Here is a 24,357-nt window from a genome sequence, read left to right on the forward strand (position 1 = left end):
AGGTGGTATGGATATGGTAGTAACTGATATAGGCTATTACAACACAAATACAAATGAGTATAATGGAACAATAAATGAAGGTGATTTGATATTATTTAACTGTTTGGGTGTTAATGCAGGTGATACAGTTAAACCAGAAGGAATTAAGTGCGGTGTATCTTTTGAATTTGATTCTGATGGGGATCATCATGTATGGTGTGATACTGAAAAAGGTGCTATACAGCCTAAAGAATTTCACACATTTACAGCTAATGGTGGATTAAGACAGGATTCAGGGGATAAATATCATTTGTGGAAAGCAACTAAGGGTACACATACTGTATTGGCGTATATTAATGATGATTCACAGTTTAGTGAGACAAATAGAGATAATAATAAGAAAACAATTACTATTACAGTACCTTATAATGTAAATGCTACTTTTACTGAGACGGACGCTGCTGATAATGTAAGTGTTGAAGCAGCAGATGTTAAACCGGGAGTTGTTACAGGGCTTACATGTACTAAGAGCAATGAGACAAAGGTAAGCTTATCATGGAATGCAGCTGACAATGCAACATCATATAATGTTTATAAAGGTAGTGAGTTAATAGGAACGACAACAGATTGCTCATATACATATACCGGAACATTCAATGTTGGAGATACTGCAAGTTACACAGTAAAGGCCGTAAGAGGAAGTGCTGTAGGTGACGGTGCAACCATTCAGGTAACAACTGAGGCTACAACATCAGAGGTTCAGGCATATGGAGTACCACAGACATTTTATGCATCAGGTGATGTTTCAATGACCGTTAATGATGAAAGTGTTGGGGTATTTAAAACAAGAGTTTATGAAGAAGATAAGAGAATAGGAACATACGCAAATAATAATCCGGTGACATTTGGTAATGTGGCAATATTTGATTATAAAGGAGATGCCAGTGTACGAATAAAGGTTAATCGCACAGATATAAATTCTGTAACAATAAGACCAACAAGAAAGGGATTATCAGCTGCACAGGAAACTAAGGATGGAGCGACATATATAACCATCAATATGAAGGAAGGGCAGCAGGGACAGTATAGCATTGAATTTAACGGTAGTTATAAAGGTGCAAACAGCATAATGCTTTTTGCACAGGATATTCTTAATAAACCGGATAATGTTTGGAAAACTATTAGCTCATATGAGAAAACAGATGACCTTGTTGTACCGGAAGGTAAAATTCTTTGGATTGAAGGTGGAGCTGTCTTAAACGGATATGTTCATTGTATGAATAATTCTAAGATAATAGGAAGAGGAATAATTACCCAAAATAACTGGGGCCCTTGGGGAGGCAATAACAGAAGAAATCCGGTAAGTGTTGGATATGAACCGGTTTATTATGATGGAAATACACCAAAGAATAACGGAAAAGGTGGAACAGAATTAGGAAGTAGCAATGTTCAGGTTATTGGTATTTCAATTCTTGACCCTACAGGATGGGCTGTAAATATAAGAAACAGCAATAATGTATTATTTAAAGACGTAAATGTGGTATCAGCAAGATCTAATGGTGATGGAATTACTATACAGTCATCGTATAACGTATTTTTAGATGGATGTTTTGTAAGATCATCTGATGACTCTATAGTTGTAAAGAACTATGATAATATTAATGCTCATGACATTAGAGTTGAAGATTGTACTGTATGGAATGACATAGCACAGTGTTTGGAAATCGGATATGAAACGGATATGGGTGGTGCCGGCAGTAGTAGGTGCGAAGCCGGATATAAAAATGAAGATGCAAAGATTTATAATGTCTTGTTTAAAAACATTGATGTTGTTCATAGATTCCATAAGGGAGTTGCAACTATTCATAATGGTGATAATATACCTATTTACCATATAGCGTATGATGGAGTATATGTTGATCATAAGGCAAAGGGAACTGATAATGGTGGAGATGGAAATGATATTGATATTGAAGCATATGCAGTAAACAGAAGTGATTTAAGTTGGACACATAACTGGCATGATGTATCGGGAAATACTATTAGTGATGTGTGGTACACCAATGTTAATGTTGAAGGAGGTAATGCAACTGTAGGCAATGTACAGATTGATAAGGCTCATTGGGGTGAAACTATATCTGATGATTTCTTAAGTTGGAAAACACTGAATTTTAATTAACATATTTATTATAAGGATTACTTTAGAGTAATTGAAGTTTTAGAGGGGCTGGCATTGTCGGACCCTCTATAGCTTTATTAGCCATTATTTTTTTTGTATTTTCTTTATCAAACTAGATGATAGTATAAAAATCTTCATGAAGAACATTCAAACTATACTCTTAAAGTACCTCTTCACATATTTTTTCAAACTATGCTATCAAAAGAGTTGTCTTTTCAAAAATTATAGTTATCTTAAAAGCGTAACAATACAATATGCATCATATGATAGTTACGCAAGAATACAAAAATGTATATAGTTTAAAACAGCCTAACAACAAAATATATGTAATACAATAAATGTAAGATGTAAATAAAAAACTGTGATGTGAGGATTGCAAGTGGATTCTAATTCTCGTTGCAAAACTTTTTTTAGAAAATACTTGCAATTTGTATCTGGTTTTGATAAAATGTCCTTTGTGTCAGGTCAATGAAGTAGTTTGACCTAATTTTTACAAAGGGAGGTGCGATTATGGCTAAATGTAGTATTTGCGGTAAAGGTGCTCATTTTGGTAACGCTGTGAGCCATTCACACAGACGTTCAAATAAAATGTGGAAATCAAACGTAAAGTCTGTTAAAGTTAAGACTGAAGGCGGAGCAAAGAAAATGTATGTTTGCACATCTTGTTTAAAATCAGGAAAAGTAGAAAGAGCGTAGTATAGATTTTAAACTATGCATAAATAGAAGAAGGAGCGGATAAGAGATTGAATCTTTATGTCTGCTCTTTCTTTGTATAGGAATGCATTACAAAAGATTGTGTTGCTGTAGCTTTCTATAAAAATGGCTTTCATTTTCATGTTAAAGATAGTATAATAATTTAAGTTACGGAAACAACAATATTGAATTGCAATATTGTATAGAATAAATTAAATGATACTACTATTTACGGAGGTAATATATGAAAGGAAAAATGAACACGGATTTAGGACAGATACTTATAAGCCCTGAAGTTATTGCAAAATATGCCGGTGAAACAGCATACGAGTGTTTTGGTATAGTAGGAATGGCTATGGTAAGCGTTAAGGATGGTCTTGTAAGACTATTAAAGAAAGACAGTTCCACTAAGGGAATTAACGTTGTTATTGATGAAAATAATGAAATTACAATAGATTTTCACATTATAGTTGCATATGGTGTTAATATTGCAACTATAGCTGATAATATTATATCCAGCGTGAAATATAAGATAGAAGAATTTACCGGAATGAAGGTAAAGAAAGTTAATATATATGTTGAAGGTGTAAGAACAATAGACTAATTACGTCTTACCCTCAGGAGGATAAAAATTTGGGAATTAAAGTTATTGATGCAAAGACTTTGCAGAAGATGTTTATAGCCGGTGCCAAGAACCTTGAAGCAAAAAAGGAATGGATTAATGAACTAAATGTTTTTCCGGTTCCAGACGGAGATACCGGAACTAATATGACTTTGACTATTATGTCAGCAGCAAAGGAAGTTGGTGGAATTACAGAGCCTACCATGGAAAATATGGCGAAGGCAATTTCTACAGGTTCACTTAGAGGTGCAAGAGGTAACTCAGGAGTTATATTGTCACAGCTTTTCAGAGGATTTACCAGAGAAATTAAGAAGTACGAAGAAATTAACACCGAGGTACTTTCAAGAGCATGCGTTAAGGCGGTTGAGACAGCTTACAAGGCAGTTATGAAACCTAAGGAAGGAACTATTCTTACAGTAGCTAAAGGCATGGCTGATAAGGCATGTGAAATGCTGGGTGAAACTGATGACTTGACAGTTGTTATTGATGAAATTATAAAGCATGGTGATTATGTTTTAAGCCAGACACCTGAAATGTTACCGGTTTTGAAACAGGCAGGAGTAGTTGATTCAGGCGGACAGGGTCTTATGACAGTGTTAAAGGGGGCATATGATGCATTCCTTGGCAAAGAAGTTGATTATACTCTTGATGAGGTATCTGCGCCATCAGGCATTAATAAAGACGATATACCTATGGAAGAGGCAGATATCAAGTTTGGATATTGTACAGAGTTTATCATTAATTTAGATAAGCCTATGTCTGATGAAACGGAAAAGTCCTTCAAGGAATTTTTAGAGTCGATTGGTGATTCAATTGTTCTTGTGGCTGATGATGAGATTGTAAAGGTACATGTTCATACAAACCAGCCTGGTGAAGCCTTTACCAGAGCTTTGACATATGGTTCATTATCAAGAATGAAAATTGATAATATGCGTGAGGAGCATCACGAGAGACTTATTAAGAATGCTGAGAAGCTTGCTGAACAGCAGAAGGCAGAAGAAGAAAAGAAAAAGACAGATGAACCAAAGAAGAAATATGGCTTTATTGCAGTATCAGTAGGAGAAGGTTTAGATGAAATCTTTAAGGGATTAAATGTTGATTACATTATTTCCGGTGGACAGACTATGAACCCTAGCACGGAAGATATTTTAAATGCTGTAGAAAAGGTCAATGCAGAAACAATTTTTGTTTTACCAAATAACAAAAACATTATTCTTGCTGCAAATCAGGCTGAAAGCCTTGTGGAGGATAAGAATGTTATAGTTATTCCTTCAAAGACTATTCCTCAGGGAATTTCAGCAATGATAGGTTTTGTTGAGGATAATTCAGCAGAAGACAATAAAGAAGCTATGACTGACAGTATGTCTTATGTTAAAACAGGTGAAATCACATATGCCGTAAGAGACACGGTTATTGATGATAAAGAAATTAGAGAAGGAAATATCATGGGTATCGGCGATGAAGGAATCCTGTCAGTTGGTGATGATATTACAGCAACAACTGTTGATATGATTAAGAAAATGCAGGATGAAGATTCTGAAATCGTAAGTATTTACTATGGTGAAGGTGTCACGGAAGATGAAGCACAAACTTTGGCATCCAAGCTTTCCGAAGAATTACCTGATTTAGAAGTTGAAGTATATTCAGGTGGACAGCCGGTTTACTATTATATAGCATCAGTTGAATAAACAGCGGTGAGATTACGGAGGAAAATATGGACGAAGTATTTGTGGAACAGATTGTAAAGAAAAAAATAAGTATTTCCGGTATTTTAATGAGGGCGATTGCTATTATTTTTGTACTTGCAGGTATATTTAGTATGCTGATTATTGGTGCATTAGGACTTACCATCACAGCATTGCTTATTTATGTAACATACATTATTTGGGGATATACCAGCGTGGAATACGAGTATTCTTTTTTAAATGGCGAGTTATCCATTGACAAGATTATGGGTCAGAGAAAGAGAAAGACAATTGCATGCTATGATATTAAAAATGCTGAAATTGTAGCTCCTTCAATGTCTGATGAAGTTGTGAGCAAAATTAATAATACGATTACGAAAGATTATTCAACAAGATGCAGAAACGCTAATCTCTATTCTATGATTGTTAATGATTCAGATGGACGTAAGCAGGTTATATTTGAACCAAACGAAAAAGTATTAGATGCTATGTATCATGTTAAGCCGAGTATCGTAAAAAAATAAATTTTTTAGGAAACCATTTTGTCATTGACAAAGTGGTTTTCCGGTGTTAGTATTTTCAACAATAAATTCATATTAAACTATTAGGAGGAAAAATCAGTGGGTAAAATTATTGGTGAAGGAATTACATTTGATGATGTGTTATTAGTACCTCAGTATTCAGAGGTGACACCTAACATGGTAGACCTTACTACACATCTTACTAAAAAAATCAAATTGAATATTCCTATGATGAGTGCAGGAATGGACACAGTTACAGAATACAGAATGGCTATTGCTATGGCGAGACAGGGTGGTATTGGAATCATCCACAAGAACATGACTATTGAACAGCAGGCTGATGAAGTTGACAAGGTTAAGCGTTCTGAGAATGGTGTTATAACAGATCCATTCTATTTAACACCGGAGCACACATTAAAAGACGCCAATGATTTAATGGCAAAATTCAGAATTTCAGGTGTTCCTATTGTTGTAGGAAGAAAGTTAGTTGGAATTATTACTAACCGTGACTTGAAATTTGAAACTGATGAAAATAAATTAATTAAAGAGTCTATGACATCAGACGGACTTATTACTGCAAAGGAAGGAGTTACTCTTGAAGAGGCAAAAGCTATTTTAGCTAAGTCAAGAAAGGAAAAACTTCCAATTGTAGATGATGATTTTAATCTTAAAGGTCTTATTACAATTAAGGATATTGAAAAGCAGATTAAGTATCCTCTTTCAGCTAAGGATGAGCAGGGTAGACTTTTATGTGGTGCTGCTGTAGGTATCACAGCTAATGTAATGGAAAGAGTTAAAGCTTTGGTAGAAGCAAAGGTTGACGCTATTGTTATTGATTCAGCTCATGGACATTCAGCTAATATCTTTAAGACATTAAAGATGATTAAGGCAGAATATCCGGATCTTCAGGTAATAGCAGGAAATGTTGCTACAGGAGCTGCTACAAGAGATTTAATTGAAGCAGGAGCAGATGCAGTTAAGGTTGGCATCGGACCTGGCTCTATTTGTACAACACGAGTTGTTGCAGGTATTGGTGTACCACAGGTTACAGCTATTATGGACTGCTACGAGGTAGCGAAGGAATATGGTGTTCCTATTATTGCAGACGGTGGTATTAAGTTCTCAGGTGATATTGTTAAGGCTATTGCTGCAGGTGGTAGCGTATGTATGATGGGTTCAATGTTTGCAGGATGTGATGAAGCACCTGGAGATTTTGAATTATTCCAGGGACGTAAATACAAGGTATACAGAGGCATGGGAAGTATTGCTGCTATGGAAAATGGTAGCAAGGACAGATATTTCCAGACAAATGCGAAGAAGTTAGTTCCTGAAGGCGTTGAAGGACGAGTTGCATACAAGGGAAGTCTTGAAGATACTGTATTCCAGCTTATGGGTGGTTTACGTTCAGGTATGGGATATTGTGGAGCTAAGGATATTGAGACACTTAAGGAAACAGGCAAATTCGTTAAGATTTCAGCTGCATCCCTTAAGGAAAGTCATCCACATGATATTCATATTACAAAGGAAGCACCAAACTACACTACAGAAGTTTAATGTGAAAAAAATATGAAAAAGGTGTATTAATTTAATAATATATGATAGAATACAAAGGGTCTTTTAGGATAAGGATCCTTTGTATTTTTTTTACAAAGAATTAATTTAATAAAATACCAAAAGGAGATAATGTAGTGGAAGAAAACAATATTAATAATGTTAATGACAGCATTGAGGATAATGCAAAAACGGATAAAAAGAAAATAAGTCCGGCGAAGCTTATTGTTCCTATTATCATTGTGGTTATATTAGCTGTATTTGCCGATGTAGTTTACTGGGCGAAGGTTATTAAACCAAAGAGTGATATTAATAAGGAAGTCGGCTATAATACGGAAGAATACATAAAGTTAGGTCAGGTAAAAGGCATAGAGGATGAAATTTCGCAGGAAGAATGGGACGAAAATCTTGCTGATGAAACTAACGAATATGATGTGGTTGACAGAGCTGCAAAGGAAACAGATCAGGTAGATGTGGACATTGTAGCGTATATAGACAATAAAAAAGTTGACGATTTATCTATGAAAGAAGCATCTTTTTATATTGGTAAAAATGATGATGCTGCGGATAAAAAGGTATATGACAAGCTTATTGGAACAAAGGCAGGACAAAAGCTATCCTTAGAAGTAAGTGGCGATGAAGCAAAGGAATTAGCAGGTTCTGTTGAGGATTATTCAGGTAAAAAAGTTAAATTGGAAATTAAGGTAAGAGATGTATCTGAATTAGTTGTTAATAAGGTTACTGATAAGTGGGTTAAGGAAAATTTAGAAGATTTATATGGTGTTACAACTGCTAAAGAACTTTATGAATGGGAAAAGCAGTACATTATAGAATCAAATCTTAAAGAACGTTTGTGGAAGAAGGTTGTAGATAATGCAACTATGAGTGGATATCCGGCTGATTTGTATAATGATATTGTAGCAGAGCTTGACGGACATATAGAGGCTGAGGCTAAAGATGAAGGCATATCTGTTGAGGAATATAAGAAACAGTATCAGTATACAGATGAAAAGTTAGATGAAGAGTATACTTATAATGTAAAGTCAGAACTCGTTATGTGGCAGTTAGTTAAGGATTTGGGACTTGAAGCTTCAGATGATGAAATTGAAGAAATGTATGAGAATGAATATGAGGAAGTTAATCTTGACAGTGTAGAGGAAATGAAGAAACTTTACACCAAAGATGAAATGAAAGAAGCTGTTTTGTTAGACAAGGCACAGCAATATGTATTTGATAATGCAAAAATAAGCTACAATTACAAAATAAAATAATGTATTTTTAAGGATGCACTTTCTATAATGCTAATTTGCACTATCGAAAGTGCATTTTAATTATCAATAAAACAATAAAGAATAATAAAAAACAATAAGGATTTGTTTACAAAAACAATACAAAATGCTAAAGTTAGTCTAGAAGAAATGATCGGATAGACTAATTTTTTGGCTTTATTGATGTCTGCACAGGTTTACATCGAAAAGAGGAAAAATATGAAAAAGAGTATTTTTAGTTATAACAAGAGGGGTGCGAAAACTATCTTAATGCTTATGATATGGATTATGTCATTTGCTTTCATTTGTTTCGGTGATGTTAGTGTAGTGCAGGCTAAAGCAAGATTGAATTATTCATGGATAACCATGACGGAAGGTTATTCAATAAAACTGAAAGTTACAGGAACAAAGAAGAAAGCAAAGTGGTACAGTTCAAATAAAAAAGTTGCAAAGGTAAGCAATAAGGGTGTAGTTTACGGTAAGAAAGCTGGAAAAGCAACAGTTACTGCCAAGGTTGGTGGTAAAAAGTTAAAATGTAGTGTTAAAGTTAAAAAGATACCTAAAAAGGTAGTTAAAGTGGTTGAATATAAAGACACAACATTTAGCGTTTCGGAAGTTCATATAAATCTTTATGGTGTAACATATAAAGATGAAAAATCTGTAATTTCAGATACACAGAATGGAACCTTTACATTAGAACTATTAAATAGTAGTGGAAGTATTACATGGAGTTCAAATAATGAAAAAATTGCAACTGTTAGTAATGGAGTAATAACAGCAAAGGCAGTAGGTAGTTGTACAGTTATGGCAAAGTGTGGTGGTAAAACGTTTAAATGTCCGGTCACGGTAACTAATTATAGCAATATAGATCAGGTTTATAATCAGAGGAATATTTACATAATGCTTAGCCTTGTTAATAAAGACAGAGTTAAGACAAAGGTAAAGCCGTTACTTTTAAAAAGTGAAGTTACAAAGGTGGCTGATATACGTGCAAAGGAAGCTGCCAAGATATTTGCTCACACAAGACCTAATGGGTCAGCTTATAAGACAGCATACGGAGATGTGGGATTTAAAATTGGAAGTGCCATTGGCGAAAATCTGTCATACAATCTTGATGCGGCAAGTAAAAGGGCGAAGATTGTGAATATGGCATACAAGAATCTTTATGCTTCTAAAGGGCACAGACAGAATATGTTAAGCAGGGATTTTACATATATTGGTATAAGCAGCTATACAAAAGAATATGTAAATCAGTGGAATACTACATGTGTAGAAACGTATTTTGCTCAGGAATTTTATACTAAATAGTTGGTATATTAAAAAAGAAAAATAATGAAAAAATGGCATTATTTTTTAGATTATTCAGGTTGACAACATCGGTTAAGGTGTTATAATGAAAATTGTTAAAACGATGACGAGGACAGTAGGTTATCCGGAGGGTAACAGAGAGAGGCACCATGGTTGGAAGTGTCTTACAGAAGGGTAATTGAAGACTACCTCTGAGTGGCTCTAATCAAGCACGGTGATTCCGTTATAATCGTAATGAGAGGCCAATTTATTTGGCAATCAGGGTGGAACCGCGTATATTACGTCCCTGTTTATGGAAACATAAACAGGGGCTTTTTTTATTACCTATTTATGTTTCAAAAAATAAATGGATAAGGAGACCAGGAAAATGAAAATTACTTTAAAAGACGGCTCAGTAAAAGAATATGCAGAGGCAATGACAGTTAATGATATTGCTTATGACATTGCAGGAGGATTAGGAAGAGCAGCTTGCGCAGGAGAAGTTGACGGAGAAGTTGTTGATTTAAGAACAACTATTGACAAGGATTGTACATTGAATATTCTTACATTTAAGGATGAAGCTGGAAAGGCAGCTTACAGACATACAACATCACATGTGTTAGCAGAAGCTGTAAAGAATTTATATCCTGATGCAAAACTTGCCATTGGACCATCAATTGATGATGGATTTTATTATGATTTTGACAGTGAACCATTTTCAAGGGAAGATTTAGACAAGATTGAAGCCGAAATGAAAAAAATCATTAAAAAAGGTGCTAAACTTGAGAGATTTACACTTCCCCGTGAAGATGCAATTAAATACATGGAAGATAGAAATGAACCATATAAGGTAGAACTTATTAAGGATTTACCGGAAGATTCAGTTATTTCATTCTATAGTCAGGGTGAATTTGTTGATTTATGTGCAGGACCACACCTTATGTCTACAAAGGGAATTAAGGCATTTAAGCTTACTTCATCATCTATGGCATATTGGAGAGGTGATGCAAATAAGGCAAGACTTCAGAGGATTTATGGAACAGCCTTTGACAGCAAGGATGAACTTAACGGCTATCTTGAAAAGTTAGAAGATGCTAAGAACCGTGATCACAATAAGTTAGGTCGTGAAATGGAATTATTTACAACTGTTGATGTAATTGGACAGGGACTTCCTCTTTTAATGCCTAAGGGAGAAAAAATGGTTCAGAAGCTCCAGAGATGGATTGAGGATTTAGAGGATAACGAGTGGGGATATGTTCGTACAAAGACACCACTTATGGCGAAATCAGATTTATATCGTATTTCAGGACATTGGGATCATTATAAAGAGGGCATGTTTGTTTTAGGAGATGAAGAGAATGATAAAGAAGTTTTTGCCCTTCGTCCTATGACATGTCCGTTCCAGTATTATGTATATAAGGCAAGTCAGAAGAGCTACAGAGATCTTCCTTGCAGATACGGTGAAACATCTACATTGTTTAGAAATGAAGATTCAGGTGAAATGCACGGACTTACAAGAGTTCGTCAGTTTACTATTTCAGAAGGACATTTAATTGTTCGTCCGGATCAGATGGTACAGGAATTTAAGAATTGTATAGCCCTTGCTCAGTATTGTCTCCAGACATTAGGATTAGAGGAGGATGTAACATATCATCTTTCAAAATGGGATCCTGAAAATAAGGATAAGTATATTGGTGAACCGGAAGTTTGGAACGAAACAGAACAGGATATCAGAGATGTTTTAACAGAACTTAATATTCCTTTTGTAGAAGACGTGGGAGAAGCTGCATTCTACGGACCAAAGGTTGATATTAATGCAAAGAATGTATACGGCAAGGAAGATACAATGATTACAATACAGTGGGATGCATTGTTAGCTGAACAGTTTGATATGTACTATATTGATGAAAAAGGTGATAAGGTCAGACCTTACATTATTCATAGAACTTCTATCGGATGTTATGAAAGAACATTGGCATGGCTTATTGAAAAATATGCCGGAAAGTTCCCAACATGGCTTTGTCCTGAACAGGTTAGAGTTCTTCCTATTTCAGAAAAATATGAGGAATACGCTCAGTCTGTAGCAAAAGCATTAAAGGCAAGACACATTGATGTTACAGTTGATTCACGTTCTGAAAAAATCGGATATAAGATTCGTGAAGCAAGACTTGATAAACTTCCATATATGCTTGTGGTTGGACAGCAGGAAGAAGCAGATGGTACTGTATCAGTTAGAAGCAGATTTGCAGGAGATGAGGGTGTTAAGAGTTTAGATACTTTTATTGAGCAGATTTGTAAGGAAATTGATACTAAAGAAATCAGAAAAGTTGAGATGGAAGAAAGCAAATAGTTTTGAATAATTAATAATAAAAAATCCACAATATTAGTATCGGTTTTTACCGAAATTAATATTGTGGAGGTTATTATGACAAAGTTAAATTGTACTGTTAAAAATTGTTACTATAACAAGGAGTCAATGTGCTGTAGAGATGGCATTAAAGTAGGAGGTACAGATGCAACAGTTACAGATGCAACCTACTGTGGTGATTTTAGGGAAGCGGGAGATAACTTTTCTTCTAAGTGTGACTGTGGACCTGAAGGATCAGTTGATGTAAGATGCGATGCAGTAAGATGCACATTTAACGATAACTGTAAATGTCATGCATCCCAGATTACCATTGATGGAAATGGTGCAACACATCAGAGCCAGACAGAATGTGGAAGCTTTGAATGTACATGCTAAGCATTACCTTTGGTGATGAACGTATGTTACGGAAAATTTAATAAAATAAAATATATATAAACTCTTGACATTTAAAAGTGATGATGGTAGTATACTAATGTTGTGAAATCAAGCAGGGTATCCACCCTCACCCAGACGCATTAGGCGAGTCGAGGTTTATATGTGGTAATGATTTTTATTTATCACTTCTTTTGTATTTTAGTGGATAATCTGTTTGGATTATCCACTTTTTTGTTTTGAAAATGAAAAATAATTTGGAGGTGCAATACTATTAGCGAATTAATGATTAACGGACAGATTAGAGATAAAGAAGTTCGTGTTATTGGAACAAATGGAGAGCAGTTAGGCGTTATGTCTGCAAGAGATGCACAGAAGTTAGCAGACGAAGCTGAACTTGATTTAATAAAGATTGCTCCAAAGGCTCAGCCACCTGTATGTAAAATAATGGATTATGGTAAGTTTCGTTATGAACAGCAGAAGAGAGAGAAAGAAGCCAAGAAGAAACAACATGTTGTTGAAACAAAGGAAATCAGACTTTCACCTAACGTTGAAATCAATGATTTAAAAACTAAGGCAAATAATGCCAGAAAGTTTATTGAAAAAGGCGATAAGGTAAAGGTTACTCTTCGTTTTAGAGGAAGAGAGATGGCTCATATTAGTAGTAGTGCACATGTTTTGGATGACTTTGCAAAAATGTTAGAAGACATTGCGCAGGTTAGCAAAGCGGCAAAATTAGAAGGCAGAAACATGACAATGTTTTTAGAAAAAAAGCGTTAAGCTTTAGATGATTATTAAGGAGGAATAAGACATGCCAAAAATTAAGACAAGCAGAGCAGCTGCAAAACGTTTCAAAAAGACAGGTACAGGAAAGCTTAAAAGAAATAAAGCTTACAAATCACATATTTTAACTAAAAAATCAGCTAAGAGAAAGAGAAATCTTAGAAAAGCAACTACAGCTGATGCTACAAACGTAAAGAACATGAAGAAAATTTTACCTTATCTGTAATTATTTCAGATTAGAAGGTGAATTGGAACAGTGCATTTTAATCTAGTGTAGGAGGAAATAGAAATGGCAAGAATTAAAGGCGGAATGAACGCTAAAAAGAAACATAATAGAGTATTAAAGCTCGCTAAAGGTTATAGAGGAGCTAGATCAAAACAGTATAGAGTAGCGAAGCAGTCAGTTATGAGAGCTTTGACAAGCGCATATGCAGGAAGAAAGCAGAAGAAGAGACAGTTCAGACAGTTATGGATTGCAAGAATTAATGCTGCTGCAAGAATTAACGGACTTTCATACAGCAAGTTTATGTATGGACTTAAGTTAGCAGGCGTTGAAATGAACAGAAAGATGTTAGCTGAAATGGCAGTTAATGATGCAGAAGGATTTGCAAAGTTAGTTGAAACAGCTAAAGAAAAATTAGCATAATATATTTTTTAATTATATATTCTAATTAATAAAAAGGCTTAAAGTGATTAATGGTCACTTTAGGTCTTTTTTTATTATAGTAAAATTATTTTATGTAACATTGGTCACAAATTAAACACAAAATAAACTAATTTAAAACACAAATTTTACTAATTTAAAACACATTATAAAAATATAATATTTATCAATGAGGTTTAAAATAGTAGGAGGCATATTAATGAGCGTTATTGAAATTGAAAATCTTGTGAAAAAATACGGCGATAACTTAGCCGTGGATAACTTGAATTTAAAAATTGAAAAGGGACGGGTATACGGGTTTTTAGGACCAAACGGAGCAGGAAAATCTACTACAATGAATATTATAACCGGTTACATAGGGGCAACCTCCGGAACGGTAAAAATTGACGGACGTGATATTTTTAAGGAACCGGAACAGGCAAAAAAGTGTGTAGGCTACCTTCCGGAAATGCCACCTCTTTATCAGGACATGACTGTAAGAGAATATTTGAAATTTGTGGCAGAACTTAAGAAGATACCTAAAGGCAAAAGAGAAAAGAATATAGAGGATGCCTTAAATATGACAAAGACTGATCAAGTGGAAAACAGGCTGATTAGAAATCTGTCAAAAGGTTATAAGCAAAGAGTGGGAATTGCTCAGGCACTAATTGGTATGCCGGAAGTAATTATTTTGGATGAACCAACAGTTGGTCTTGATCCAAAACAGATAATTGAAATCAGACAGCTTATAAAGCAGTTAGGGAAAAAACATACTGTTATATTAAGCTCTCATATTTTATCAGAGATTAGTGAGGTTTGTGATTACATATATATTATTTCCAGAGGATGTCTGGTAGCTGCCGGTAGCGAAAAGGAATTAGTTGACCAGATGGCAGGAAAAAATGTTCTTGAAATGGAGATTAAAGGCAACAAGGATGCAGTTACAGCTATGATGGGAACTGTATCAGATGTAGGAAAATATGAAATGACAAAATCTGATAAGTCAGATAATGTTAACCTTACAATTATAAGTGACAGGGAAAATGATGTACGTGAGAAAATCTTTTATGCATGTGCCAATAGCAGATTACCTATTTTAAAGATGGACTTTAAGCATAAGACTCTTGAGGACATATTTATTGAATTAACGAAGGATTATGCAGCTCCGGAAAAGAAAAAGCGCAGAATAGGTAAAAGCAAAGCTGAAAAGGAGCTTCAGGAGGATATCGACAAGGAAGTTGAAGCGTTAAATGAAATATCCCACAAGGAGGAAAATAAGTAATGATTGCAATATATAAAAGAGAGTTAAAATCTTATTTTACATCAGTTATCGCATGTTTGTTTATTGCGGTTACAACATTAGTAGCAGGTATATTTTTTGTATACTATAATTTACAAAATGGATTGACAAGTATGTATCCGGTATACCAGAGTCTCTTTATTCTGGTATTTACGGTTCCTATTCTTACAATGAAAATAATAGCAGATGAAAGAAGGCTCAAAACGGACCAGTTAATTCTTACTGCACCTGTTTCAGTTGGAAAAATTGTAATGGGAAAATTTATGGCACTAACAACGATTTTTGCCATACCGGTTCTTATAATGTGTTTATACCCGGTGATTTTGTCAAAATTCGGAAATATGCCTTTTAAGACAGCATATACTAATATTTTCGGATTATTCCTTTACGGAATTGCATTTATTGCCATTGGCATGTTTATTTCATCATTAACAGAAAGTCAGGTAATATCTGCAATATTAAGTATTGTAGTTTTACTTCTTGGCTACTTAATGGGTTCTCTTACATCCATGATTTCGTCAGATGGAAATATTCTCACAAAAATTCTTGGATGTTTTGATTTATATTCACCTATGCAGGATTTCTTAAATGGTGTAATTACTTTGTCAAATGTTGTGTACTACATATCTTTAACAGCTGTATTTTTGTTTCTTACATGCCAGTCAATTCAGAAGAGAAGATGGAATGTATCAAAGAAATTTATTGGAACGGGAATTTTCAGTACAGGTTTTATAGCTGTTGTAGTTGCATTGGTTGTTTTTGTAAACCTTATTGCAGGTACCATAACATCTAAAGAAGCATGGGCAACAGCGGATATGACATCTACATCCCTTTTCTCTATTTCAAGTGATACAATGAAAATGCTAAAGGGACTTGATAAGGATATTACCTTATATGTTATGGCTTCTAAGTCAGAAGTGGATTCTACAATTAAAAAGACATTAGCAAGATACGAAACAGCATCAAAACACATAAAAGTAGAATATAAGGATACAAACAGATACCCTAACTTCTACAAAACATACACTGATACTGCACCAACAGCCGGAAGTATTATTGTATACAACGCATCAAATAAAAAATCAAAGGTTGTTGATTACAATAACATTTATGTTACAGATAATTCAGCATATTATTCAGGTGCATCTGCATCTACAACCTATGACTGTGAAGGACAGTTAGATAGTGCGATTTCTTATGTACGTTCAAATTCTACCTATAAAATCTATCAGGTTACAGGTCATAACGAAATAGTATCAGATTCTAATAATTTTGGTACAATGGAGAATTTGAAGGATATAATTTCAAAGTATAACTGTGAAATTAAAGAAATTAACTTGTTAAGCAAATCGTCAATTTCTACTGATGAGTGTTCAGCAGTTCTTTTGCTAGGACCTGAAACAGATTACTCAAAGGATGAAGCTGATGTAATAAAGAACTACATTAAGGAAGGTGGAAATGTAATCGCCGCATTAGAGGCAAAAGCCAGTGTTGGTGTTGATAAGCCTAATTTCTATTCTATTTTAGAGGAATATAATGTTAAGGTTTATGATGGTCTTGTGGCAGAAAACGACAGTTCACGTTATGCAACCCAGTATGGCCCATTCTACGGATTTGCTGAAGGTTCTACAGGTTATGCATCAGGACTTACAAGTTATATATTTACACCATATACTATGGGATTAAAGAAGGCAGAAAGTGATGATACAAGTGCTTCATACACTGCATTAGCATCAACTTCTGACAATTCCGTATTAAAGACAAATCCATCTAATGCTACATCTTATGAGAAGGGAAAAGGTGATGTGGCAGGACCTTTTGATACAGTTGTTTCTGCCTCAAAAAAAATAACTAAGAAAACATCAGGTGACAAGAGTAGCAAGTCAGAGGAAGCAACAACAGGAAACGAAGAGACAACCGGTGAAGCTGAAACAAGCGAAGAAACAACAAATGAAGATTCATCTAATAGTGAAACAACTACATCTGTCACATCGAATCTGTTGGTATTCGGTTCAGTATATTCTCTTGCGGATACTGTAGATAATATGGTACAAAGCTCAAACACACAGATTGTAAATAATGCGTTAAAAGAATATATTAAAACGGATGTTGAAACAATATCCGTACCGGCTAAAAGCATGACTCCGGTTACACTTACAGTTACAGAGTCAGGCACAAGATTGTTCGGAATACTGATTGCAATTGTGGTACCTATTATTGTGTTATTAGCAGGAATAGCAGTATGGGTTAGAAGGAGAAGATATTAATGAAAAAACAGTTTATTCAGTTTGGCGTCATTGTGGTTGTTTTAGTTGTCTGCATTGTTGGATATTTTGTTATGAGCAGTCACTTTGACAAGAAAGAAAAAAAGGAAGAAGAAGCAGGCAAAATAGTTGCTTTTCAGTTAGATGACTACAAGGATGTAAAGAGTTTTTCTTATGTGTTAAGTAACAGTACCTTGGAAATTAAGAAAAATGACGGAAAATGGCAAATTTCAGGTCAGGAAGACGTGAAACTTAAAAAGAGTACCATTGAGTCTGAAATGCTGTCAAAACTGGCAGAAATAGACGCAGAGGATAAAATTGATAATGTAAGCAGTGAAGAAGATTATGGCTTCATAAAGTCAGGAGATGAGTTGGCCGCTGCTACAAATACAATCAAGGTTACAGACAAGGATGGAAAAGAGTATATTATATACATTGGAAACGCAAACCCGTATGATTCAACCAAATATTATATGATGGTAAAGGGCGATGACAATGTATATGTTATATCATCTGATTTAGTAACGGCTTTTTCTAAGACTGTTGATGACATGAAGGAAGAAGAAACTACAACGGTAGAGGAAACAACCACAGGAAAAGAGGCAGAAGAAACCACTTTAGGAGAAGCGGGTATAGAGAAAACAAGTGAATAAATAAGAGATAAGAGCTGTTGTGTTGGTTGCTGAAGGTACCGGCATAACAGTTTTTGTATCTATGGGCAGGCATTGTCGGCGTTTCGGAGGTAAGTATAGGCTATTGGGCTGGAGAATAGCTTTTAACAAACAAAAAATCCTTAAAAGCAGTAGTATGACACTACAACTTTTAAGGATTTTTGATGCAGTTGATGGGACTTGAACCCACACCCAGTTAACCCGGACATGAACCTGAATCATGCGCGTATGCCAATTCCGCCACAACTGCATAATTGATATTTGTTTATATACATAAAATGGAAGTCTCAAAGACTTCCATTTTGAAAAACAAAATGCGGAAGATGGGACTTGAACCCACACAAGCGCAATGCTTACAAGATCCTTAGTCTTGCTCGTCTGCCAGTTCCGACACTTCCGCATACGTTTCAAACGCAAGAAAAATAATACCATAATGCCAAGGGAGTGTCAACACTTTTTTTAAAAAAGTTAAAAAAACTTAAAAATTCCCACAAAAGCCCAAAAATAATAAAAACATATCCTAAAAACAATAGAATAAAAATTTTCTTCTAAACAGACATAACTCATCGATTTTACATCCATCAAAAATTCAAACTTTTCCATGCAACGCTCTTTCTCATTAAATTTTCAACTCTTTATTAATAATAAAATGTGTTGTATACTAAAATGTATATTGGTAGATGCGTATTGGTACCGGATATGAGCATTTTTCGGAGGTAGATTATGAATATCAGACAGAAAAATGAAGAATTGGAAAAAAAGACACTAAGTCCCTATGCAGCATTAAGTTGTGAAAGCAAGGGAAGGGACAGGTATGAGGAACCTTGTGATATAAGAACAGTATATCAAAGGGACAGAGACAGAATCATTCATTGCAAATCTTTTAGAAGATTGAAACATAAGACGCAGGTTTTTTTGTCGCCTATGGGTGATCATTACAGAACCCGTCTGACCCATACGTTAGAAGTATCCCAGATAGCAAGAACCATAGCTAAATCTCTTGATTTAAATGAAGATTTAACGGAGGCTATTGCTTTGGGACATGATTTGGGTCATACCCCTTTTGGCCATGCAGGAGAAAGAACTCTTAATGAAGTGTGTAGTTTAGGATTTAAACATTATCTTCAAAGCATACGTGTTGTGGAAATATTAGAAAACAACGGAAGAGGGTTAAATCTTACAAAAGAGGTAAGAGACGGAATTGTAAATCATAGAACCAGTGGAAATCCTTCAACTCTTGAGGGAAAGGTTGTGAGATTGTCTGATAAAATAGCTTATATTAATCATGACATTGATGATGCTGTAAGAGGAAAAATAATAAGTGAAGAAGATATTCCGCCGGTTTACAGGGAAATATTAGGAGATACTACTAAGAAGAGATTGGATAAATTAGTTCACGACATAGTGGAAAACAGCTATGAAAAAGACGATATCTTAATGTCAAAGCAGGTACATGATGCCATGATGGGACTTAGAAGTTATATGTTTAAAAGCGTGTATACTAATCCAAGGGCAAAAAGTGAGGAAACCAAAGCTACGGAGATGCTTAAAATCATGTTTGATTATTTTCTTCACAATACTGATAAGCTGCCACAGGAATTTATTTATCTGATTAATGAGCAGGGAGAAAATCCGGAACAAGTGGTTTGTGATTATATTGCAGGAATGAGCGACCAGTATTCAGTTGCCGTATTTGAAAAAATATTTGTGCCGAAATCATGGAATATGTGATAAGGCATTTAGGAGGATAAAGTGTTTTACTCAGAGGATATTATAGAACAGGTAAGAACGGAAAATGACATAGTTGATGTGATAGGGGATTACGTTAAATTACAGAAAAAAGGCAGTTCCTATTTTGGACTTTGTCCTTTTCACAATGAAAAGTCACCATCTTTTTCCGTATCACCCCATAAACAGATGTATTACTGCTTTGGATGTGGCGAAGGGGGCAACGTAATATCTTTTTTGATGAAATATGAAAATTATACATTTATTGAAGCAATGGAGGTGCTGGCTGACAGGGCAGGCATTGAGTTGCCAAAGATGGAATATTCAAAAGAAGCTAAGCAGGAAAAGGATTTAAAAACAAAAATTATTGAAATAAATACAGAAGCCGCCAAATATTATCACTATCTGTTAAAGTCAGAAAGAGGAAAGCTGGCATATAACTATCTTTCAGGGAGAAAGTTATCTGATGAAACTATATTAAGATTTGGTCTGGGATATTCTGATAAATATAGCGATAACCTTTACAAATACTTAAAAAACAAGGGTTATAATGATTCAGAATTAAAAGAGACAGGATTGTTTACCTACGACGAAAAACGTGGGGTAAATGACAAATTCTGGAATCGTGTTATGTTTCCCATAATGGATGCTAATAACAGAGTCATAGCCTTTGGAGGCCGTGTAATGGGAGATGGTAAGCCTAAATACTTAAATTCCCCGGAAACAAAGGTTTTTGACAAAAGCCGTAATCTTTATGGATTAAATGTTGCCAGAAGCTCCAGAAAGGATTATATGCTTATTTGCGAGGGATATATGGATGTTATAAGCCTTCATCAGGCAGGCTTTAATAACGCAGTGGCAGCTCTTGGAACGGCATTTACATCAAGGCATGCATCTTTAATTAAAAGATATGTTAAAGAGGTTGTTCTTACTTTTGACAGTGATGAGGCAGGAATAAAGGCGGCTCTCAGGGCAATCCCTTATTTAAGGGATGTGGGACTGTCAATTAAGGTTTTATCCATGAAACCTTATAAGGACCCTGATGAATTTATTAAGGCAATGGGAAAAGAGGCATATGAAGAGAGAATAAAAAATGCCACAAATTATTTTATTTTTCAGGTTGCCATGGAACAAAAAAAATACAATATGTCTGACCCGCAGGAAAAAACAGCATTTCATAAAAAGGTTGCTGAAATGATTCTTGATTTTAACGATGAAATTGAAAGGGAAAATTATATAGAATCTGTGTGTGAGATTTTTAAAATACCAAAGGATGGTCTCGCCAAGCTGGTAAAAAAGACCGGACTTACTTATGTAGGTAAGGAAGAAAAGGAAACCTACGAAGATTATCAGGAGAAAAAACAAAAAAAAGAAGATGCTTCTATGCAGGCTCAAAGAATACTTTTAGCTTCGGTTCTAGACAGAACGGATTGGTTTAACAAGGTGGCAAAGGTTATTTCCCCTGAGGATTTTATAGACGATTTCTACAGAAAGGTTGCTTCACTTTTTTGGGAGCAAATGGAAAATGGTGAGGCAAATCCTGCCAAAATTATGAATTATTTTACTGATGAAGCTGAACATAAAATGGTGGCAGAACTTTTCGTGTCACCTATAAGAGCTAATTTAGATTTGGCAGAGCAGGAAAAGGCTATAAATGATGCTGTTTTAAAAATCAAAAAAGAGAGTCTTGACAAAAAGGCGGCTGAGGCATCGGATATTGCCCAGTTACAACAGATAATAAAAGAACAGAGCATGTTACAGAAAATACATGTTTCATTAAATTAGATGAGTGGTTAATATATGATTTCAGAAAGATTAAAAGCAGTGGCCGGTATGGTTACTAAAGGAAAAAAAGTCGCAGATATAGGTACAGACCATGGGTATGTGCCTATATATTTAGTAGAAAATTCTATTTGTAGTAAGGTTTATGCCATGGATATTAATGAAGGTCCTCTAAAAATAGCGGACAAAAATATTGCGATTCATGGTCTTAGCGACAAGATAGAAACTATTCAGTCAAATGGAATGGAAAAACTAAAGGACAATATGGTAGACGGGGTAATTATTTCCGGAATGGGTGGAGATTTGATTGTAGATATATTAAGTCGTGGAAAAAACATAAAAGGCATAAATGAACTGGTTTTGTCTCCCCACAGAAGGGTTGACTTAGTAAGAAAGTATCTCCTTGAAAATAACTGGGAAATAATTGATGAAAAAATGCTGATAGACAGTGGAAAATATTACACGATTATAAAAGCATTAAAAAATGACGAAAAACTTCATATGTATAGTGATGTGGAGTTGAAATATGGAAAAATACTATTAGACAATAAAGATTTGGTTTTAAAAGTGTATTTAGAAAAAGAATATTTAAAATTTGCAGAGATCTTTGAAAAAATGAAAGCAAATAAAAGTGATAATATGCAGGAAGTTGAAAATATAATTTATTTAAACAGGGAGGCGTACAGGATATATGATTAGTGTAAACATAGGAAATGTATCATACGAATATGAAGATGGAACAACAATTTATGAAATAGCAAAGGATTTTAAAAAGTTTTACGAAAATGACATAATTTTAGCTGTGTGTAACGGCAAATTAAGTGAGCTGTCTAATGTTTTAACGGAAAACTGTATAATAAAATTTATAACTACAGCCAGTCACATTGGCAGCGAATGTTACAAAAGAAGTGTTACCTTTATGATGCTAAAGGCATTTTATAAGGTGGCAGGAAGGTCAAATGTAGGAAAAATATCTGTTGAACATTCTGTTAGCAAAGGCTATTACTGTGCAGTGGACGGAGGCATTAAAGTAGACAATGCTTTTGTTAAACAGGTTAAAGAAGAAATGAATGCTCTTGTAAAACGTGATATTTTAATTACAAAAGAGGTTGTATCAGTGGCTAAGGCCATTGAAAAGTTTGGAAGATACGGTATGAAGGATAAGGAACATCTTCTTAAGTACAGGAGAGCTTCAACTGTAAATGTTTACAAAATGGAAGGCTTTGAGGACTATTTCTATGGATATATGGCATATTCTACAGGATGTCTTAAATACTTTGATTTGATTCCTTATGATGAAGGTTTTGTATTGCAACTTCCAACAAAAGAAAATCCAAAGGAAGTTCCGGAATTTAAGCCCCAGAATAAGGTTTACAATACGCTTAAGGAAACTACTTCGTGGGCAAAGATGCTGGGGGTTTCAACTATCGGTCAGATAAACGATAAAATTACCAGTGGTGAAATTAATAATATTATGCTGGTGCAGGAAGCAATTCAGGAAAAGAAAATCGCCGATATTGCATCGGACATAGCTAAGCGAAAAGATGTAAAGGTTATTATGATTGCAGGTCCTTCATCATCAGGTAAAACCTCATTTTCTCACCGGCTTGCAGTTCAGCTCATAGCTCAGGGATTAAAACCTCATCCGATACCAATGGATAGCTATTTTGTCAATAGAGAGGATACGCCTGTAGATGAAGATGGAAAGTTAGACTACGAGGTGGTAGAGGCTGTAGATATTGAATTTTTCAATGAACAGATGACACAGCTTTTGGCAGGTAAAAGGGTAGAATTACCAGATTTTGACTTTGTTGTGGGGAAAAGAGTTTTTGATGGCAAATATCTTCAGTTAGGGGAAGATGATGTGCTGATAATTGAGGGAATACATTGCCTTAACGATGCAGTTTCATACAGCCTTCCAAGTGACAAAAAATACAAAATTTATGTAAGTGCCCTGACACCGCTTAATGTCGATGAGCATAACAGAATTGCCACATCAGACTGGAGATTATTGAGACGAATTGTAAGGGATGTAAGAACCCGTGGAACTTCAGCAGAAGGAACCATTGAAATGTGGAAGAGGGTTAGAAGGGGAGAAGAAAAAAATATTTTCCCATATCAGGAAAGTGCAGATGCCATATATAATTCTGCCATGGTTTATGAGTTGTCAGTTATAAAAACATATGCAGAACCGGCATTATTTAGCGTACCAAAGGATTCAGAGCAGTATTTTGAGGCGAAGCGACTTCTTAAGTTCTTAGATTATGTTTTGGCAGTGCCAAAGGAAAATATTCCTAAAAATTCTTTACTTAGGGAGTTTGTTGGTGGAAGTATATTCCCGGTATAGTGCAGGTGAAATTTTGCAGGAAAAGGTGGATGTATGAAAAATAGAAACTTATATACTTGAAAATTTAATAAGTTTATGTTAGTTTAAATAATTGTGAGTAAGACAGATAATCGCTGCTGCTATTGCCGAAAGGACGCAGGAGAGGAAAGTCCGGGCTTCGCAGGGCAGGATGCCGGCTAACGGCCGGTGGAGGTGACTCCCAGGAAAGTGCAACAGAAATAAAACCGCCTTTTTAGGTAAGGATGAAATGGCAGTGTAAGAGACTACCGCTTTGGTGGTAACATCAAAGGTCAATGTAAACCCCATCCGAAGCA

The 24,357-nt window shown here is 35.0% G+C and carries 20 protein-coding genes, 2 tRNA genes, 1 other RNA gene and 1 other annotated feature (1 of these 24 running past the window's edge); of the genes, 21 read left to right on the top strand and 2 right to left on the bottom strand.

What is annotated here, in order from left to right; genetic code table 11:
* The 16 genes from Q5O30_RS06005 to Q5O30_RS06080 all read left to right on the top strand — a co-directional run.
* Positions 1-2,158: hypothetical protein (locus Q5O30_RS06005; protein WP_370553109.1), on the top strand; the 2,158-nt coding region annotated here is incomplete at its 5' end.
* A gap of 510 nt (positions 2,159-2,668) precedes the next feature.
* Positions 2,669-2,854: a 50S ribosomal protein L28 gene (gene rpmB, locus Q5O30_RS06010; RefSeq protein ID WP_021952849.1), complete on the top strand. Its 186-nt coding sequence runs from the start codon at positions 2,669-2,671 to the stop codon at positions 2,852-2,854.
* A 241-nt stretch (positions 2,855-3,095) separates the two neighbouring features.
* The gene (locus tag Q5O30_RS06015; RefSeq protein WP_021952850.1) at positions 3,096-3,455 is read left to right on the top strand and encodes an Asp23/Gls24 family envelope stress response protein; all 360 of its coding nucleotides are present in this window, start codon (positions 3,096-3,098) and stop codon (positions 3,453-3,455) included.
* A 29-nt stretch (positions 3,456-3,484) separates the two neighbouring features.
* Entirely contained in the window at positions 3,485-5,161 is a 1,677-nt protein-coding gene (locus tag Q5O30_RS06020; RefSeq protein ID WP_021952851.1) for a DAK2 domain-containing protein, read from the top strand.
* Positions 5,162-5,187: 26 nt separating this feature from the next.
* Entirely contained in the window at positions 5,188-5,682 is a 495-nt protein-coding gene (locus tag Q5O30_RS06025; protein ID WP_021952852.1) for a DUF6106 family protein, read from the top strand.
* A 96-nt stretch (positions 5,683-5,778) separates the two neighbouring features.
* Positions 5,779-7,233 carry an IMP dehydrogenase gene (gene guaB / locus Q5O30_RS06030; protein ID WP_021952853.1) on the top strand — a complete coding sequence of 485 codons (1,455 nt, stop codon included), beginning with the start codon at positions 5,779-5,781 and terminating at the stop codon, positions 7,231-7,233.
* Between the two features lie 134 nt (positions 7,234-7,367).
* Entirely contained in the window at positions 7,368-8,501 is a 1,134-nt protein-coding gene (locus Q5O30_RS06035; protein ID WP_021952854.1) for a hypothetical protein, read from the top strand.
* A gap of 216 nt (positions 8,502-8,717) precedes the next feature.
* The gene (locus Q5O30_RS06040; protein ID WP_021952855.1) at positions 8,718-9,806 is read left to right on the top strand and encodes an Ig-like domain-containing protein; all 1,089 of its coding nucleotides are present in this window, start codon (positions 8,718-8,720) and stop codon (positions 9,804-9,806) included.
* A 94-nt stretch (positions 9,807-9,900) separates the two neighbouring features.
* Positions 9,901-10,097, top strand: a binding site (T-box leader).
* A gap of 76 nt (positions 10,098-10,173) precedes the next feature.
* A complete protein-coding gene (gene thrS / locus Q5O30_RS06045; RefSeq protein ID WP_021952856.1) occupies positions 10,174-12,135 on the top strand; it encodes a threonine--tRNA ligase in 1,962 nt (653 codons plus the stop codon).
* Between the two features lie 75 nt (positions 12,136-12,210).
* Positions 12,211-12,528 carry a DUF1540 domain-containing protein gene (locus Q5O30_RS06050; protein WP_021952857.1) on the top strand — a complete coding sequence of 106 codons (318 nt, stop codon included), beginning with the start codon at positions 12,211-12,213 and terminating at the stop codon, positions 12,526-12,528.
* Positions 12,529-12,810: 282 nt separating this feature from the next.
* The gene (gene infC, locus Q5O30_RS06055; protein ID WP_021952858.1) at positions 12,811-13,305 is read left to right on the top strand and encodes a translation initiation factor IF-3; all 495 of its coding nucleotides are present in this window, start codon (positions 12,811-12,813) and stop codon (positions 13,303-13,305) included.
* A 31-nt stretch (positions 13,306-13,336) separates the two neighbouring features.
* The gene (rpmI, locus tag Q5O30_RS06060) at positions 13,337-13,534 is read left to right on the top strand and encodes a 50S ribosomal protein L35 (RefSeq protein WP_021952859.1); all 198 of its coding nucleotides are present in this window, start codon (positions 13,337-13,339) and stop codon (positions 13,532-13,534) included.
* Between the two features lie 63 nt (positions 13,535-13,597).
* A complete protein-coding gene (rplT, locus tag Q5O30_RS06065) occupies positions 13,598-13,954 on the top strand; it encodes a 50S ribosomal protein L20 (RefSeq protein ID WP_021952860.1) in 357 nt (118 codons plus the stop codon).
* Between the two features lie 217 nt (positions 13,955-14,171).
* Entirely contained in the window at positions 14,172-15,233 is a 1,062-nt protein-coding gene (locus Q5O30_RS06070) for an ABC transporter ATP-binding protein (RefSeq protein WP_021952861.1), read from the top strand.
* Positions 15,233-17,518 (top strand): Gldg family protein, encoded by a 2,286-nt coding sequence (locus Q5O30_RS06075; RefSeq protein WP_021952862.1) that lies wholly within the window; start codon positions 15,233-15,235, stop codon positions 17,516-17,518. Before Q5O30_RS06070 ends, Q5O30_RS06075 begins: the two co-directional genes overlap by 1 nt.
* The gene (locus tag Q5O30_RS06080) at positions 17,518-18,168 is read left to right on the top strand and encodes a DUF4340 domain-containing protein (protein ID WP_021952863.1); all 651 of its coding nucleotides are present in this window, start codon (positions 17,518-17,520) and stop codon (positions 18,166-18,168) included. The genes Q5O30_RS06075 and Q5O30_RS06080 overlap by 1 nt, the downstream gene beginning before the upstream one ends.
* A 183-nt stretch (positions 18,169-18,351) precedes the next feature.
* Here Q5O30_RS06080 and Q5O30_RS06085 read toward each other — a convergent pair.
* Together Q5O30_RS06085 and Q5O30_RS06090 are read right to left on the bottom strand one after the other, a co-directional pair.
* Positions 18,352-18,436, bottom strand: a tRNA-Leu gene (locus Q5O30_RS06085).
* A 65-nt stretch (positions 18,437-18,501) separates the two neighbouring features.
* Positions 18,502-18,586, bottom strand: a tRNA-Leu gene (locus Q5O30_RS06090).
* 323 nt (positions 18,587-18,909) lie between these two features.
* Between Q5O30_RS06090 and Q5O30_RS06095 the strand changes: the two genes are divergently transcribed.
* The 5 genes from Q5O30_RS06095 to rnpB all read left to right on the top strand — a co-directional run.
* On the top strand, positions 18,910-19,917 hold the full coding sequence (locus tag Q5O30_RS06095) for a deoxyguanosinetriphosphate triphosphohydrolase (RefSeq protein ID WP_021952865.1): 1,008 nt from the start codon (positions 18,910-18,912) through the stop codon (positions 19,915-19,917).
* Between the two features lie 21 nt (positions 19,918-19,938).
* The gene (dnaG, locus tag Q5O30_RS06100; protein WP_021952866.1) at positions 19,939-21,699 is read left to right on the top strand and encodes a DNA primase; all 1,761 of its coding nucleotides are present in this window, start codon (positions 19,939-19,941) and stop codon (positions 21,697-21,699) included.
* A 15-nt stretch (positions 21,700-21,714) separates the two neighbouring features.
* On the top strand, positions 21,715-22,395 hold the full coding sequence (locus Q5O30_RS06105) for a class I SAM-dependent methyltransferase (protein ID WP_021952867.1): 681 nt from the start codon (positions 21,715-21,717) through the stop codon (positions 22,393-22,395).
* Positions 22,388-24,043, top strand: coding sequence for a nucleoside kinase (locus Q5O30_RS06110; protein ID WP_021952868.1), 1,656 nt, complete (start codon positions 22,388-22,390; stop codon positions 24,041-24,043). The genes Q5O30_RS06105 and Q5O30_RS06110 overlap by 8 nt, the downstream gene beginning before the upstream one ends.
* 94 nt (positions 24,044-24,137) lie before the next feature.
* Positions 24,138-24,357, top strand: an RNA gene (rnpB, locus tag Q5O30_RS06115) — RNase P RNA component class A; it runs 151 nt beyond the window's last position.

It is taken from the genome of Eubacterium sp. CAG:161, from assembly GCF_000432355.1.
In the GTDB taxonomy this organism is placed as follows: Bacteria; Bacillota; Clostridia; order Lachnospirales; family Lachnospiraceae; genus Eubacterium_G; species Eubacterium_G segne.

What these genes read in the sequence shown, in the direction of transcription:
- rpmB (WP_021952849.1), top strand. Translation starts at nt 2,669, where the DNA reads ATGGCTAAATGTAGTATTTGCGGTAAAGGTGCTCATTTTGGTAACGCT.
- Q5O30_RS06015 (WP_021952850.1), top strand. Translation starts at nt 3,096, where the DNA reads ATGAAAGGAAAAATGAACACGGATTTAGGACAGATACTTATAAGCCCT.
- Q5O30_RS06105 (WP_021952867.1), top strand. Translation starts at nt 21,715, where the DNA reads ATGATTTCAGAAAGATTAAAAGCAGTGGCCGGTATGGTTACTAAAGGA.
- Q5O30_RS06110 (WP_021952868.1), top strand. Translation starts at nt 22,388, where the DNA reads ATGATTAGTGTAAACATAGGAAATGTATCATACGAATATGAAGATGGA.
- Q5O30_RS06080 (WP_021952863.1), top strand. Translation starts at nt 17,518, where the DNA reads ATGAAAAAACAGTTTATTCAGTTTGGCGTCATTGTGGTTGTTTTAGTT.
- thrS (WP_021952856.1), top strand. Translation starts at nt 10,174, where the DNA reads ATGAAAATTACTTTAAAAGACGGCTCAGTAAAAGAATATGCAGAGGCA.
- Q5O30_RS06070 (WP_021952861.1), top strand. Translation starts at nt 14,172, where the DNA reads ATGAGCGTTATTGAAATTGAAAATCTTGTGAAAAAATACGGCGATAAC.
- Q5O30_RS06095 (WP_021952865.1), top strand. Translation starts at nt 18,910, where the DNA reads ATGAATATCAGACAGAAAAATGAAGAATTGGAAAAAAAGACACTAAGT.
- infC (WP_021952858.1), top strand. Translation starts at nt 12,811, where the DNA reads ATGATTAACGGACAGATTAGAGATAAAGAAGTTCGTGTTATTGGAACA.
- Q5O30_RS06075 (WP_021952862.1), top strand. Translation starts at nt 15,233, where the DNA reads ATGATTGCAATATATAAAAGAGAGTTAAAATCTTATTTTACATCAGTT.
- rpmI (WP_021952859.1), top strand. Translation starts at nt 13,337, where the DNA reads ATGCCAAAAATTAAGACAAGCAGAGCAGCTGCAAAACGTTTCAAAAAG.
- Q5O30_RS06050 (WP_021952857.1), top strand. Translation starts at nt 12,211, where the DNA reads ATGACAAAGTTAAATTGTACTGTTAAAAATTGTTACTATAACAAGGAG.
- Q5O30_RS06040 (WP_021952855.1), top strand. Translation starts at nt 8,718, where the DNA reads ATGAAAAAGAGTATTTTTAGTTATAACAAGAGGGGTGCGAAAACTATC.
- Q5O30_RS06025 (WP_021952852.1), top strand. Translation starts at nt 5,188, where the DNA reads ATGGACGAAGTATTTGTGGAACAGATTGTAAAGAAAAAAATAAGTATT.
- rplT (WP_021952860.1), top strand. Translation starts at nt 13,598, where the DNA reads ATGGCAAGAATTAAAGGCGGAATGAACGCTAAAAAGAAACATAATAGA.